This is a genomic window from Achromobacter sp. ISS7, assembly GCF_056523125.1.
Genome location: NZ_JAWRZD010000001.1, coordinates 3,268,360 through 3,282,338 on the forward strand (window position 1 = coordinate 3,268,360; position 13,979 = coordinate 3,282,338).

14 protein-coding genes are annotated in these 13,979 nt (G+C 69.8%); 10 read left to right on the plus strand and 4 right to left on the minus strand.

The genetic code is table 11. The features are described from left to right. The first annotated feature begins 17 nt into the window (after positions 1-17). Positions 18-1,463 carry an HD domain-containing phosphohydrolase gene (locus AC1HFW_RS14520; protein ID WP_479284043.1) on the plus strand — a complete coding sequence of 482 codons (1,446 nt, stop codon included), beginning with the start codon at positions 18-20 and terminating at the stop codon, positions 1,461-1,463. A gap of 42 nt (positions 1,464-1,505) precedes the next feature. Here the strand turns inward: AC1HFW_RS14520 and AC1HFW_RS14525 are convergent, their stop codons facing one another. Continuing rightward, a complete protein-coding gene (locus AC1HFW_RS14525; RefSeq protein ID WP_479284044.1) occupies positions 1,506-2,693 on the minus strand; it encodes a serine hydrolase domain-containing protein in 1,188 nt (395 codons plus the stop codon). Between the two features lie 216 nt (positions 2,694-2,909). Here AC1HFW_RS14525 and AC1HFW_RS14530 point away from each other — a divergent pair, with 216 nt between their 5' ends. The 4 genes from AC1HFW_RS14530 to AC1HFW_RS14545 all read left to right on the plus strand — a co-directional run bounded on the left by AC1HFW_RS14530 (position 2,910) and on the right by AC1HFW_RS14545 (position 7,435). Further along, entirely contained in the window at positions 2,910-3,950 is a 1,041-nt protein-coding gene (locus AC1HFW_RS14530; RefSeq protein WP_479284046.1) for an alpha/beta hydrolase, read from the plus strand. Between the two features lie 411 nt (positions 3,951-4,361). After that, entirely contained in the window at positions 4,362-5,231 is an 870-nt protein-coding gene (locus AC1HFW_RS14535; protein ID WP_479284048.1) for an RNA ligase family protein, read from the plus strand. Further along, entirely contained in the window at positions 5,228-6,364 is a 1,137-nt protein-coding gene (locus tag AC1HFW_RS14540) for an AAA family ATPase (protein WP_479284050.1), read from the plus strand. Before AC1HFW_RS14535 ends, AC1HFW_RS14540 begins: the two co-directional genes overlap by 4 nt. A gap of 93 nt (positions 6,365-6,457) precedes the next feature. Next, positions 6,458-7,435, plus strand: coding sequence for an AraC family transcriptional regulator (locus tag AC1HFW_RS14545; protein WP_479284052.1), 978 nt, complete (start codon positions 6,458-6,460; stop codon positions 7,433-7,435). A 48-nt stretch (positions 7,436-7,483) separates the two neighbouring features. Here the strand turns inward: AC1HFW_RS14545 and AC1HFW_RS14550 are convergent, their stop codons facing one another. From AC1HFW_RS14550 to AC1HFW_RS14560, 3 genes are read right to left on the minus strand one after another with little or no spacing between them, the layout of a single operon-like run. Continuing rightward, complete coding sequence (locus AC1HFW_RS14550; protein ID WP_006390212.1) at positions 7,484-8,332, minus strand: IclR family transcriptional regulator; 849 nt, start codon at positions 8,330-8,332, stop codon at positions 7,484-7,486. A 28-nt stretch (positions 8,333-8,360) separates the two neighbouring features. Further along, positions 8,361-9,215, minus strand: coding sequence for a fumarylacetoacetate hydrolase family protein (locus tag AC1HFW_RS14555; protein WP_479284055.1), 855 nt, complete (start codon positions 9,213-9,215; stop codon positions 8,361-8,363). 37 nt (positions 9,216-9,252) lie between these two features. Further along, positions 9,253-10,023 carry an SDR family oxidoreductase gene (locus AC1HFW_RS14560; RefSeq protein WP_061073943.1) on the minus strand — a complete coding sequence of 257 codons (771 nt, stop codon included), beginning with the start codon at positions 10,021-10,023 and terminating at the stop codon, positions 9,253-9,255. A gap of 252 nt (positions 10,024-10,275) precedes the next feature. Here AC1HFW_RS14560 and AC1HFW_RS14565 point away from each other — a divergent pair, with 252 nt between their 5' ends. Genes AC1HFW_RS14565 through AC1HFW_RS14585 form a run of 5 tightly spaced genes read left to right on the plus strand, consistent with a single transcriptional unit; the run spans position 10,276 to position 13,944 of the window. Further along, positions 10,276-10,602, plus strand: a complete 327-nt coding sequence (locus AC1HFW_RS14565) for a UxaA family hydrolase (protein WP_061073942.1) — start codon at positions 10,276-10,278, stop codon at positions 10,600-10,602. Between the two features lie 9 nt (positions 10,603-10,611). Further along, entirely contained in the window at positions 10,612-11,844 is a 1,233-nt protein-coding gene (locus AC1HFW_RS14570; RefSeq protein WP_479284057.1) for a UxaA family hydrolase, read from the plus strand. Between the two features lie 30 nt (positions 11,845-11,874). Continuing rightward, entirely contained in the window at positions 11,875-12,558 is a 684-nt protein-coding gene (locus AC1HFW_RS14575; RefSeq protein WP_061073941.1) for an amino acid ABC transporter permease, read from the plus strand. A gap of 11 nt (positions 12,559-12,569) precedes the next feature. Then, positions 12,570-13,229: an amino acid ABC transporter permease gene (locus tag AC1HFW_RS14580; protein ID WP_061073940.1), complete on the plus strand. Its 660-nt coding sequence runs from the start codon at positions 12,570-12,572 to the stop codon at positions 13,227-13,229. Then, positions 13,213-13,944: an amino acid ABC transporter ATP-binding protein gene (locus AC1HFW_RS14585; RefSeq protein WP_006390219.1), complete on the plus strand. Its 732-nt coding sequence runs from the start codon at positions 13,213-13,215 to the stop codon at positions 13,942-13,944. Before AC1HFW_RS14580 ends, AC1HFW_RS14585 begins: the two co-directional genes overlap by 17 nt. Positions 13,945-13,979 lie beyond the last annotated feature (35 nt).

Below are 13,979 nucleotides of genomic sequence, written 5' to 3' on the forward strand. Positions count from 1 at the left end.
CCGCCCCGCCTGGCCCCATGATCGCCGATAGCGCCATTGAACTGACCGACGCCGTGCTGGCCATGGCCTTCATCGGCGACCTCAGCATGGGCCGGGCCACCGACCATTCGCGCCGCACCGCCTGCCTGGCGGGCCTGCTGGCCGCGGCGCACGGCGCGGATCCCGCGGGCCAAGACCACGCCCGCGCGGTGGCGCTGCTGCGCTGGTCCGGCTGCACCGCCAACGCCGGCGGCTTCGCCGAACTGCTGGGCGACGACATCGCCTCGCGCGAAGCCATGATGGCGCAGACCCTGCCGCCGCTGGACGCGCGCACGCAGTCGCTGATCGTGCCGCTGGCGCTGATCCATTGCGAGATTTCCGGCGACGTCGCCGTCAGCCTGGGCATGCCCGACGCGGTCGTGACCGGCTTGCGCCACGCCTTCGAGCGCCACGATGGCAAGGGCATGCCGCTGGCGCTGGACGGCGGCGCCGTCTCGCCGCTGGCGTTCATCGTCAACGCCGCCAGCGACCTCGAGATCCTCAGCCGCGCCCATGGCCGCGACAGCGCGCTGGACTTCCTGCGCCAGCAGGCCGGCGCCAAGTATCCCGCCGACATCGCCGCGCTGGCCGTGCGCCACGGCCCGGCCTGGCTCGACCGGATCGATGCCGATCCGCCCGACGGCGCCGACTGGAACCTGGCCGGCGAACGCGCCGGCGCCCCGGCCGCGCTGACGCTGCTGGCCGACGTGGCCGAACTCAAGCTGCCCTGGCTGGCCGGCTATTCGCGCCGGGTGGCGGCGCTGGCCGTGACCACCGCCGCGCGGCTGGAGCTGGACGCGGCGACGCAGGCGCAACTGCAGGCCGCCGCGCTGGTGCATGGCATCGGCCGCGCCGCGCTGCCGAACCGCCTGTGGAACACCGCCGGCAAGCTGTCGCCGGACCAGTGGGAGCAGGTGCGCCTGATGCCCTACTGGACCGCGCGCGCGGCGCGCCAGATCAAAGACCTGAGCCAGGCCGCCGAGCTGGCTTCGTATGCCTACGAACGGCTCGACGGCAGCGGCTATTTCCGCGGCGCGGCGGGCGCGGCCCTGGGCTTGCCGCAGCGCGTGCTGGCCACCTGCGTGAGCTTGCAGGCGCTGCTCGAGGACCGCCCCTGGCGTCCGGCGTTCGCGCTGGCCGACGCGGCGCGCCAACTGCGCCAGGACGCCGCCGCCGGCCGCTACGACGCCGACGTGGCCGAGGCCGCCATCGCCGCGGCGGGCGGCGAGACCGCCGCTCCGCGCCGGGTCGCCTCGCCGCTGTCGCAACGCGAACTCGAGGTGCTGCGGCAGATCAGCCTGGGGGCCAGTAACAAGGAAGCGGCGCGCGCCTTGAACATCAGCCCCAGCACCGTGCGCACCCACGTCGAAAGCGTGTTCCGCAAGCTGGAATGCTCGACCCGCGCGGCCGCCACGCTCAAGGCGCTGACCTCGGGGCTGCTGTAGCGGGCGCGGGGATCGCGCCCAGCCACCCCGGGCGGCGTCGCCTCAGCGGTCGGCGATCGCCCGCAGCGCGGCATAGGTCTCCCGCTCGTCCTGGTTCTCGCCGTAATCGCTGAGCTTGACGATCACCACGCGCCGGCCGGGATGGACGTACAGGTACTGGCCGTGGATGCCGACGGCCGCGAAATCCGGTCCGCCCGCCGGATCCAGCTGCCACCATTGCGCGGCATAGCCCCAGCCATCGACCGCATGCGGCGCCGGATGCGCGATGCGCGCCACCCAGGCGGCCGGCACCAGGCCGCCGCCCTGCCCCGCTTCCAGCACCCGCTGCCCGACCCGGGCGAAGTCGCGCGCCGTGGCGTTCAGGCAGCAGAAAGCCTTCTCGACGCCGCCGGGCTGGTCCAGGTTCCAGGTGGCGGCGGACTCCGCCCCCATCGGCCCCCAGATGCGCTCGGCCAGCAGGTCGGCCAACGATTTGCCGGTCACCCGCGTCAGCGCCATGCCCAGCAGCTGGGTATCGATGCTGCGGTAATCGCCGTCGCTGCCCGGCGTGAAATGCATCTGGCGATGATCACGCACGAAGCCGGCCAGGTCGCGCGTCAGGTACATGCGCGCGGTGCCGGTGAAGGGCCAGTAGGCGCGGTAGTTCTCCGACACGTCGATGCCCGAGGCCATGTCCAGCAGGTGCCCGAGCGTGACGCGGTCGTAGTCGCCGGCGCCCGCCAGTTCGGGCAGCAGCGCGGTCAGGCGGTCGTCCTCGCGCAGCTCGCCGCGCGCGATCGCCTGGCCCACCAGCAGCGACACCACCGACTTGGCCATCGACCAGGACGACTGCGTGTCGGTGGCGCGCACGCCCGGCCGGTACCACTCGTATTCCAGCTGGCCGTCGCGCAGCACCACCAGCGCGTTGGTGGCGGTGTCCTGCAGGAATCGGGTGAACGGTATCTCGGCGCCCTTCCAGGGCACCGTCGCCGGCGGCGGCCATGGACTGGACGCCAGTGCCGAGGGCGTGGCGGAAGCCGGCACCTGCCGCACCGGCAGCAGGTCGCCGCGGCGCGACGGCGCCGACACCTCCAGCCGCCACAGCGTGTGCGGCGGCGGGATCTCCATCACGGTGGTCGCCGCGTAGGCGGCGGCCACCAGCGCGGCCAGTCCCAGGGCCAGCCGCCAGGCGGTCCGGCCCGGGCGGCGGGCTCGCGCGGGCGTCATGCGGGAGGTCGGGTCCGTTGCCATGGCGCGGATCATGCCAAGTCCGCGCCGAATGCACAACCAGGTGTCACGCAAGATTCATCGACGAGCGTCTTTCCCCGACGGCCAAGCCGCGCCGGCCGGCCGGATTCGCGTCGTAATGTATCGCCCCGCCCGGGCCGTACATTGCGACACCCGCGGCGGCGCGAGGCTGGCTACAACCCGGTTGCAGCCTTTCCCCAACCTTTCGGAGACCTCGCCATGCCCGCCCCCATCGACACCCAACGCCGCCGCCTGCTCGGCACCACCTCGGCCCTGGCCGGCGCCAGCCTGCTGAACCTGGGCCTGAACGCCAGCGCGCTGGCGCAGACCGCCCCCGCCCCAGCGCGCAGCGCCGCCGGCGCCACCTTCGGCGCCATCCGCCAGATCCGCGCCGGCGACCTGGACATCGGCTACGTCGACGCCGGCCCGGCCAACGGCCCGGTCGCGGTCCTGCTGCACGGCTGGCCCTACGACATCCACAGCTTCATCGACGTGGTGCCGCGCCTGACCGCCGCCGGCTACCGCGTCATCGTGCCGTACCTGCGCGGCTACGGCTCCACCCGCTTCCTGTCGGCCGATACCGCCCGCAACGGCGAGCAGGCGGTGGTGGCGGTCGACATCATCGCCCTGATGGACGCCCTGAAGATCGACAAGGCCGTGATCGCCGGCTTCGACTGGGGCGCGCGCACCGCCAACATCATGGCCGCGCTGTGGCCCGAGCGATGCGAGGCGCTGGTGTCGGTCAGCGGCTACCTGATCGGCAGCCAGGCCGGCAACCGCAAGCCGCTGCCGCCGCAGGCCGAGTTCCAGTGGTGGTACCAGTTCTATTTCGCCACCGAGCGCGGCGCGGCCGGCTACGCCGCCAACGTCGACGCCTTCAACAAGCTGATCTGGCAACTGGCCTCGCCGCAATGGCATTTCGACGACGCCACCTATGCGCGCAGCGCCCGCTCGTTCGCCAACCCCGACCACGTCGCCATCGTCATCCACAACTACCGCTGGCGACTGGGCCTGGCCGACGGCGAAGCGCGCTACGACGCGCTGGAACAGCGCCTGGCCGTGGCGCCGAAGATCGCGGTGCCCACCATCACGCTGGAAAGCGACGCCAACGGCGCGCCACACCCCGCGCCCGCCGCCTACGCCGGCCAGTTCACCGGCAAATACCGGCACGTCGACGTCACTGGCGGCATCGGCCACAACCTGCCGCAGGAAGCGCCCCAGGCCTTCGCCGACGCGGTGCTGCAGGTGACGCGGCTGTGACATGAAGCTATCACCAATGTGATAGAAATGTGATAGCGCCGTGATACGGCAATGGGGTCCAGCGCCACGCCATGCCGGCACGGATCTGGCCGCCGCGCCGCGTGTCCGCCGGGCAACACCCGGCGGACACGGCGTTGACAGCGTCGTCACCGTTGCCTTAGGATGCGCCCTTGCTTTTCGACAACCCCTTTCTTTCCGGGTGCCAACGTGTCTGCCATTCGTCAATTCGCCTGAACGCCGACGACTACCTTCCGGTAATCGCGGTCAGCCTGCCCATTCTCGTGGCTCGACTTTGCAGGTCTTGAGCCCAACACGCGGCAGGCGCGGTTCCGGAAAGCGCAACACATCCCCTCGCTTTCCTCCCCCGTAAGACCGTGTCGTCGGCTTCCCCACTTTTCCTGGAGAAGACCCATGACACCGGATTTCCGCGCCTGTGCGCAATCCCTTGAACTGTTCCGCTATCCCCGCACCCCGCACCTCGAAGGTTCGCGGCTGCAGGAGGGCGACCACGGCCACGACCACGTGCCCTACCGCGACCTGCGCGGCCTGCACCTGGTGGTGGAAGAGAAACTGGATGGCGCCAACACCGGCATCAGTTTCAGCGCCGCGGGCGAACTGCTGCTGCAATCGCGCGGCCACTACCTGGTGGGCGGCGGACGCGAGCGCCAGTTCAACTTCATCAAGGCCTGGGCCCAGGCCCACGCCGACTGGCTGCTGCAACGGCTCGAAGACCGCTACGTGATGTATGGCGAGACGCTGTCCAAGAAACACTCGGTGTTCTACGACGCGCTGCCGCATCACTTCTTCGAGTTCGACGTGCTCGACCGCCGCACTGGCGACTTCCTGTCCACCGCGGCGCGGCGCGCGCTGCTGGCTGGCGGCCCGGTGCTGTCGGTGCCGGTGCTGTATGAAGGCCTCGCGCCCGCGCGCCTGGCCGACCTGAAGGCCCTGTTGCGGCCGTCGCTGGCCAAGACGGCGCGGTGGCGCGACGCGTTCGAGGCCACCGTGCGGCGCGAAGGACTGGACCTGGCGCTGGCCTGGAAGCAATGCGACAAGTCGGATCTTTCCGAAGGCCTGTACCTCAAGGTCGAGGCCGACGGCAGGACGCTGGGCCGCTACAAGTGGGTGCGCGCCGACTTCGTCCAGGCCATCCTGGCATCCGAGAAACACCATTCCGAGCAGCCCTACGTCCCCAACCAGCTCGCCCCCGGCGTCGACCTGTACGCCCCGCGGCCGCGCGTGGATTGGGACACGCTGCGCGGCGACAAGGAGACATCATGAACGACGCACAACTGCGGGCCCTGGCGCCCGCCCCCGGCCAGGCGCCGGACTTCGCGGCCTGCCTGGCGGCCTTTCCGGCGCTGGAGCTGGCCAAGGTCACGCCGCAGGATCCGCGCTATCACGGCGAGGGCGACGTCTGGACCCACACGCGCATGGTGGTCGAGGCCCTGCTGGCGCTGCCCGAGTACCAGGCGGCCCGCCGCGCCGATCAGGAGATCGTGTTCCTGGCGGCGCTGCTGCACGACATCGCCAAGCATGGCACCACGGTGATCGACCCGGTCAGCGGCGCCATCTCGCAACTGGGCCATTCCGCCCGGGGCGCGATCGACGCGCGCATCGCGCTGTGGGACGCGGGCGTGCCGTTCGCCATCCGCGAGGCGGTCTGCCGCCTGATCGCCGTGCACCAGGTGCCGTTCTTCGCGCTGTCCGGCTCGCGCCGCGGCAAATCGGTGGAGTTCATCGTGCGCGAGCTGTCGTGGCAACTGAGCATTCCGTTGCTGGCGATGCTGGCCGAGGCCGACATGCGCGGCCGCATCTGCCAAGACCAGCAGCAGGTGCTGGACAACATCGCGCTGTTCCGCGAAGCGGCCCGCGAGGAAGACTGCTACGGCCAGCCGCGGCGTTTTGCCGATGCGCACACCGCGGTCAGCTACTTTCGCGGCGCCGACGTGCATCCCGACTACGCCCTGTTCCAGGAGCCCGGCTCGCGCGTCATCGTGATGTCGGGCCTGCCGGCCAGCGGCAAGAACAGCTGGGTGGCGGCGCATCACCCCGACCTGCCGGTGGTGTCGTTCGACGATGCGCGCGAGGCGCTCGGCCTGCCGCACGGCAAGAACGAGGGCAAGGTGGCGCACCTGGCGATCGACCAGGCCAAGACCCTGCTGCGCCAGCGGCGGCCATTCGTCTGGAACGCCACCAACCTGACCCCGCTGATGCGCAAGAAGACGCTGGACCTGCTGTACGCGTACCACGCCGAGGTCGAGCTGGTGTACCTGGAACAGCCGCGCGCCGAACTGCTGCGGCGCAATGCCCGGCGCGACTCGTCGCTGCCGAACAAGGCCCTGCTGGGCATGCTGCACCGCTGGGACCTGCCGCTGCCGACGGAAGCGCATCGCGTGGTGTACGCGGTGTAGCGGCGTGCGCGGCCGCGTCCCATCATCTATAGTCGCGGCCAGGCGCCCCTTCCGGCGCGCCTGGCCTTTCCTCCCCTTTTCCCGCCGCGTGCCGTGACCGATTCCGCCTCTTCCTCGCCGTTGCACCGCGCCGAGTACGCGCGCCGCATGAACCGGGTGCTGGACCACATCGACCGCCACCTGGACGCGCCGCTCGACCTGGCGCAGCTGGCGGACGTGGCCAATTTCTCACGCTTCCATTTCCATCGCGTGTTCGCCGCCTGGATGGGCGAAACGCTGGGCGACTACGCGCGCCGGCGGCGCCTGGAATACGGCGCCTTCCTGCTGTGCTGCCGTCCCGCCGACGCCGTGCTCGACATCGCGCTGGCCACCGGCTTCGGCTCCGGCGAAGCGTTCGCGCGGGCCTTCAAGCAGAAGTTCGGCAGCACCCCCACGGCCTGGCGCGCTGGCGCCGACGCCCGCCGCCTGGCCGACATCCAGGAGCGCCGCCTGCGCCGGCGCGGCGCGGACAGCAATCCTGATCAGGCCGACCGCAAGCCCGGTCAGGCGCCGGACGGGCAATCCCGCGACCATGACGGCTCCGTTTCCTTCAGCGAGCCCACCATGGAAGTCAGACTCATCGACCTGCCCGCGACCCGCGTCGCCTACCTGCGCAAGATCGGTCCCTACGGCCCCGCCATCGGCGACTTCTGGCGCGGCGTGGTCAGGCCCTGGATGCTGTCGCATGGCCTGGACAATGCCGAGTGCTTCGGCGTCGGCCATGACGATCCGGCCATCACCGCGCCGGCCAAGTGCCGCTATGACGCCTGCGTCGAGGTGCCCGAGGGCTTCCAGCCGAGCGGCCAGGCGCTGCTCACGACGCTGCCCGGCGGCCGCTATGCGGCCGCCACGTTCAATGCGCCGCCCGCGCGGATCGCCGACGCCTGGATGACGCTGTGCCGCGAATGGCTGCCGGGCAGCGGCCTGCAATGCGACGAGCGGCCGCTGTTCGAGCGCTTCCGGCCCGCCGACCAGGATCCGGCCAGCGGGCGCTTCGTGTGCGAGTTGTGCGTGCCGGTGCGGGCGCTGTAGGCGTCGGCGAAGACGGCGCGCGCCGCCCCGCTCACGCCGTTGCCGCTCCTACGCCTGTTCCGGCAGGTAGCCGCTGTAGCCCATCAGGGTCGACAGCCGCTTGGCGACGTTGCCGACGATCTCCTGCACCTGTGCGATGCTGGGCGATTCCTTGCGGTCGATGCGTTCGATGTGCGGCACGTTGATGGCGGCGATGACGTGGTTGCCCACGCCCATCACCGGATACGCGACGTTGGTGATGCCGCGGATCTGGCGGCTGGCCATGCAGGCGCAGCCGTTCTTGCGCACGTCCGCCAGGATCGGGAACAGTTCTCCCGGATCCGACTCCAGCTCGCCTTCGACCTTGATGTGCGCCGCCAGCATGCGGGTGCGCTCGACCTCGTCGCGGAAGGCCAGCAGCACGTGGCCCGAGGACGTATCGGTCAGGCCCATCATCACGCCCACCTTCAGGCCGAACGACCAGCGCTCGGGGCTGTCGACCTGCGCGATCACCACCACCCGGCCCGCCTGGTAGACCGCCAGGTGGCAGGACTGGCGCGCGCGGTTGGCCAGCTCGCGCAGCAGCGGCAGCGCCACGCTCACCAGCGATTTGAGCGGCTGCTGGCGGTGCGCCAGCTCGAACATCTTCAGCGTCAGCGTGTAGCGGTCGTTGTCGTCGACCTGCACGAAGCCGCGCCGCTGCAGCGTGACCGCCATGCGGAAGATCTCGCTGACGCTGCGGCCGATCTTCTGCGCCAGCTCGGCCAGCGTATAGCCGGCCGGGCTGGCCGCCAGCGCCTCCAGGATGTCCAGGCCCTTTTCCAGGGCGGGCGCGGCGTAGCGTTGCGCGCCCGGCGAGTCCGCGGCGTCGGCCTCGGTCGGAGTGGAATCGGCGGGGGAAATCTTGGAAGCGGTCATGGCGTCGGCGTTGGATTGAAACCCGATTTTATTCGGCCCGGGTCCAGGCCCGCAGGGCCTGGCGCTGCTCGCCCAGCCCGGCGATGCCCAGGCGCATCTCGTCGCCCGCCTTCAGGTACACCGGCGGCTTCTGGCCCAGGCCCACGCCCGGCGGCGTGCCGGTGCTGATGATATCGCCCGGCATCAGCGACATGAAGCGGCTGATGTAGCTGACCAGCGTCTTGACGCCGAACACCATGGTGCGGGTGCTGCCGTTCTGGAAGCGGTGGCCGTTGACCTCCAGCCACATGTCGAGGTCCTGCGGATCGGCGATCTCGTCGCGCGTCACCAGCCACGGGCCGACCGGCGCGAAGGTGTCGCAGCCCTTGCCCTTGTCCCACTGGCCGCCGCGCTCGATCTGGTATTCGCGCTCGGACACGTCGTTGACCACGGTGTAGCCGGCCACGTAGTCCATGGCCTCGCTCTCTTCCACGTACGACGCCCTCTTGCCGATGATCACGCCCAGTTCCACTTCCCAGTCGGTCTTGACCGAGCCGCGCGGGATGATCACCGGATCGTCCGGGCCGCTGAGCGACGAGCTGGGCTTGAGGAACAGCACCGGCTCGGCCGGCACCGGCAGGCCCGACTCGGCGGCATGGTCGGCGTAGTTCAGGCCGACGCAGACGATCTTGCCCACGCCGTTGACCGGGCAGCCGTAGCGCACCGCGCCGTCCACGCGCGGCAGGCTGGCGGGGTCGAGCTTGGCCAATCGGGCCAGCGTCGCCGGGGCGATGGCGGCGGTGTCGATGTCGGCGACCACGCCCGACAGGTCGCGCAGGGCGCCCTGGGCGTCGATCAGGCCGGGTTTTTCCTGGCCGGGTTGGCCGTAGCGTACGAGTTTCATGCGGAGTCCTTGAAGGAAAAGAAAGCGGGCCGGCGGGTCAGTTGGACCAGCCGCCGTCGATAACCTGGATGGTACCGGTGGTGAAGCCGGATTCGTCGCTGGCCAGGTAGACCACCAGCGCCGCGACCTCCTCGACCCGGCCAACGCGGCCGATCGGCTGGCGCGCCACGAAGGCGGCGCGCACCGCGGCCTCGTCGTTGCCCTGCTGGCGCGCCTGGGCGGCGATGCGCTCGCGCAGCGAGGGCGACTCGACCGTGCCGGGGCAGATGGCGTTGCAGCGGATGCCGCGCGCCACGAAGTCGGCCGCCACCGCCTTGGTCAGGCCGATCACGGCGGCCTTGGAGGCGCCATAGACGAAGCGGTTGGGCACGCCCTTCACGCTGGAGGCGGCCGAGGCCATGTTGATGATCGAGCCGCCGCGCTCCAGCATCGCCGGCAGGTAGGCGCGGATGGTGCGGTACATGGTCTTGACGTTCAGGTCCATGCTGAAGTCCCAGTCGGCCTCTTCGCAATCCAGCACCGAGCCGGCGTGGACGAAGCCGGCGCAATTGAACAGCACGTCCACCGCGCCGGTTTCGCGCGCGCAGTCGGCCACGGCGGCGCCGTCGCGCACGTTCAGCACGCGGGTGCGCAGCCCGTCCAGGCCGGCTTCGCGGGCCTCCCGGGCCAGGTCGGCCAGCGCGGCCTCGTTGATGTCGGTGGCCCAGACCTGGGCGCCCTCGCGCGCCAGGGCCAGGGCGCTGGCGCGGCCGATGCCGTTGCCGGCCGCCGTGACCAGCGCCCGCTTGTCTTGCAAACGTAGGGTCATGTCTCTTCTCGTCGGTGGGGGGAACCCGGGCGGCGGCGCGTTTTTGCGTGCCGCCGCATTTGTCTTATGAAACTAACTTTTCACTCATAAAACGAAATATACGGGAATTCCAAGATCAGGCAACGGGAATGTCGGCATTCATGCTCAGTAATTACCCGAATTTCATCCTGATTTTCAGAAATCAGGGCAAACCTGTGTTGACCACAGATATGAAACTTGCTTTTATATGCAAAACAACGAGCGCTAAAAAACATGACGAGACAAGCCTCCCTGGACCCTCAGCTATTGCTGATCTCCCCCGAAGACAACTGCCTGATCGTGCGCCGCGCCCTGGCCGCCGGCACCCGCGTGCAGCTCGAGGACGGCAGCGCCGTCATCGCCGCGCCGCTGGGCCTGGGCCACAAGCTGGCGCGCCGCGCCATGCCGGCCGGCGAAAAGATCCTGAAGTACGGCGCCATCATCGGCAGCCTGACCACCGCCGTCGCGGCCGGGGACCACATCCACACCCACAACCTCGACAGCGACTACACCCCCACTTACACGTTGGAAGAAGGCCGCGCCTTCACCGACCGGCACTGAGGCTCCGCCATGACCGATCTGTCCCAGCCCCTGCAGGGCTATCCGCGCGCCGACGGCCGCAAAGGCATCCGCAACGTGGTCGTCGTCGCCTACCTGGTCGAATGCGCCCATCACGTGGCGCGCGAGATCGCGCTGGATTTCCGCGACCTGGCCGGCGACGTGCAGGTGCACCTGGTGGGCTTTCCCGGCTGCTACCCCAACGCCTATGCCGAACGCATGATGACGGCCATCGCCACCCATCCCAACGTCGGCGCAGCGCTGCTGGTGTCGCTGGGCTGTGAAAGCATGAACAAGCGCAAGCTGGAAGCGGCCATCGCCGACTCCGGCCGGCCGGTCCACACCCTCACCATCCAGCAGCGCGGCGGCACCCGCAGCACGGTGGCCGAGGGCCGCGCCTGGGTCCGCGCCACCGCCCAGGACCTGGCGCGGCAGCAGCGCGTGCCGATGGGCATCGACGAACTGGTGATCGGCACCATCTGCGGCGGCTCCGACGGCACCAGCGGCATCACCGCCAACCCGGCGGTGGGCCGCGCCTTCGACATGCTGATCGCGCAGGACGCCACCTGTATCTTCGAGGAGACCGGCGAACTGGTCGGCTGCGAATTCCACATGCGGCGCCGCGCCGCCACGTCCGAGCTGGGCGAGGAGATCGTGGCCTGCGTCAACAAGGCGGCGCGCTACTACAGCATCATGGGCCACGGCAGCTTCGCGCCCGGCAACGCCGACGGCGGCCTATCGACCATCGAGGAAAAATCGCTGGGCGCCTACGCCAAGAGCGGCGCCTCGCCCATCGACGGCATCATCAAGCCGGGCGACGTGCCGCCGTTCGGCGGCCTCTACCTGCTGGACGTGGTGCCCGACGGCGAACCGCGCTTCGGCTTTCCCAACATCAGCGACAACGCCGAGATCGTCGAGCTGATCGCCTGTGGCGCGCACGTGATCCTGTTCACCACCGGGCGCGGCTCGGTGGTGGGCTCGGCGGTGTCGCCGGTGATCAAGGTCTGCGCCAACCCCGACACCTACCGCGCCCTGGGCGAGGACATGGACGTGGACGCCGGCCGCATCCTGGAGGGCCGCGGCTCGCTGCAGGAGGTGGCCGAGGAGATCCACGCCCAGGTCCAGGCGGTCGCCAACGGCGCGCCCAGCAAGTCCGAGGACCTGGGCCACCGCGAGTTCATCCTCACCTACAAGGCGTTCGAGCCGATCGGCCCGTCCTGCCTGCCGCTCAGCCGCGCGGCCTGACGCGCCGCGCCGCCGAAGGAGTGAGACACAGTGAACTACACGTTTGATTTCGCCTCGGTGCTTGAACAGTGGCCCCTGCTCGCGCAGGGCGCATGGGTCACGGTCAAGCTGTCGTTCTGCGCCACGGTGCTGGGTTTCATCCTCGGCACCCTGTGCGCGCTGGCGCGCAACAGCCGGCTGGGCTGGCTGCGCGCCCTGGCCGGCGGCTATGTGGAGCTGATCCGCAACACGCCGCTGCTGATCCAGGCCTATTTCCTCATCTTCGGCCTGTCCAGCGCCGGGCTCACCATGCCGATCATGGCGGGCGCGGTGCTGGCGCTGGTGATCAACATCGGCGCCTACACCTGCGAGATCGTGCGCGCCGGCATCGAGTCCATCCCCAAGGACCAGCTCGAGGCCGGCGAATGCCTGGCGCTCTCTCGCCTGCAGGTGTTCTGGCACGTGGTGCTGCGGCCCGCGGTCGAGCGCGTCTATCCGTCGCTGACCAGCCAGTTCGTGCTGCTGATGCTGGCCTCCAGCATCATGTCGGCGGTGGGCGCGGAGGAACTGCTGGGCGTGGCCAACCGCATCCAGTCGGACACCTACCGCAACTTCGAGGTCTTCATCGTGCTGTGGGGCGTGTACCTGGCGCTGTCGTGGCTGATGCGGCTGGGGTTCTGGCTGCTGGCCCAGGTCGTGTTCCCGCGCCGGCGCAAGCTCGGCACGCCGCTGTAAGGGGACGCGCCATGGCTTTCTTCATTCCCGAGCAACACGCCTGGTACCTGGTGGAAGGCGCCTGGGGCACCGTCAAGCTGTCGGCCTGGACCTTCGCCGGCGGCGGCCTGGCCGGCCTGCTGCTGGCGCTGGCTCGCGTGTCGCCACGCCGCGCCCTGCGCGCGGCGGCCGCCGGCTACATCCAGGTGATCCAGGGCACGCCGCTGCTGGTGCTGATGGGCCTGTGCTTCTTCGGTCCCAGCCTGTTCGGCCTGGGCGAGCTGTCGGCGCTGGCCGCGGCCGGCCTGGCCATGACGATCTATTCCAGCGCCTTCCTGGGCGAGATCTGGCGCGGCTGCATCCAGGCGGTGCCGAAGAACCAGTGGGAGGCGGCCGAATGCCTGGGCCTGTCGCGGCTGCAGCGCATGGCCAAGGTGGTGTTGCCGCAGGCGCTGCGCATCGCCACCCCGCCCACGGTCGGCTTCCTGGTGCAGATCATCAAGAACACCTCGATCGCCTCGCTGGTGATCGGCTATCCGGAGCTGGCCTACAACGCCAAGATCCTCAACAACTCGACCTTCCAGCCCTTCGTCTATTTCGGCTGCGCCGCCGTCCTGTACTTCCTCATGTGCTACCCGCTGTCACGCTGGAGCCGTACCTTGGAAAGGAGACTCAATGCATCCCGTCGTTGAACTGGACCAGGTCCACAAGCGCTTCGGCGGCACCCACGTGCTGCGCGGCGTGTCGTTTTCCGTCAACCGCGGCGAGGTCGCGGCCATCATCGGCAAGAGCGGCTCGGGCAAGAGCACCGCGCTGCGCTGCATGGACCGGCTCGAGACCACCGACGCCGGCACCATCCGCGTCTGCGGCCACGCGCTGCACGACAGCGACGGCCTGGACCTGCGCGCGCTACGCAAGGACGTGGGCATCGTGTTCCAGAGCTACAACCTGTTCCCGCACATGACCGCGCTGCAGAACATCACGCTGGCGCCGCGCTCGGTCAAGGGCGTCAAGCCGGCCCAGGCGCGCGAACAGGCCATGCAGGCGCTGGCGCACGTCGGCCTGGCCGACAAGGCCGAAGCCTATCCCGAGCAACTGTCGGGCGGCCAGCAGCAGCGCGTGGCCATCGCCCGTTCGCTGGCGATGCAGCCCAAGGTGATGCTGTTCGACGAAGTGACCTCGGCGCTCGACCCGGAACTGACCGGCGAAGTGCTCAAGGTGATGGAGAACCTCGCCGCCGAGGGCATGACCATGATCCTGGTCACGCACGAGATGGCGTTCGCGCGCGAAGTGGCCGACAAGGTCATCTTCATGCACCAAGGACAGGTCTGGGAGCAGGGGCCGGCCAGCATGCTGTCGGCCCCCGCCACGCCGGAACTGCGGCAGTTCCTGGGCAGCGGACTGTAGGGCCGCCGGCCCCGTCCCTGCCCCGATAACAACGA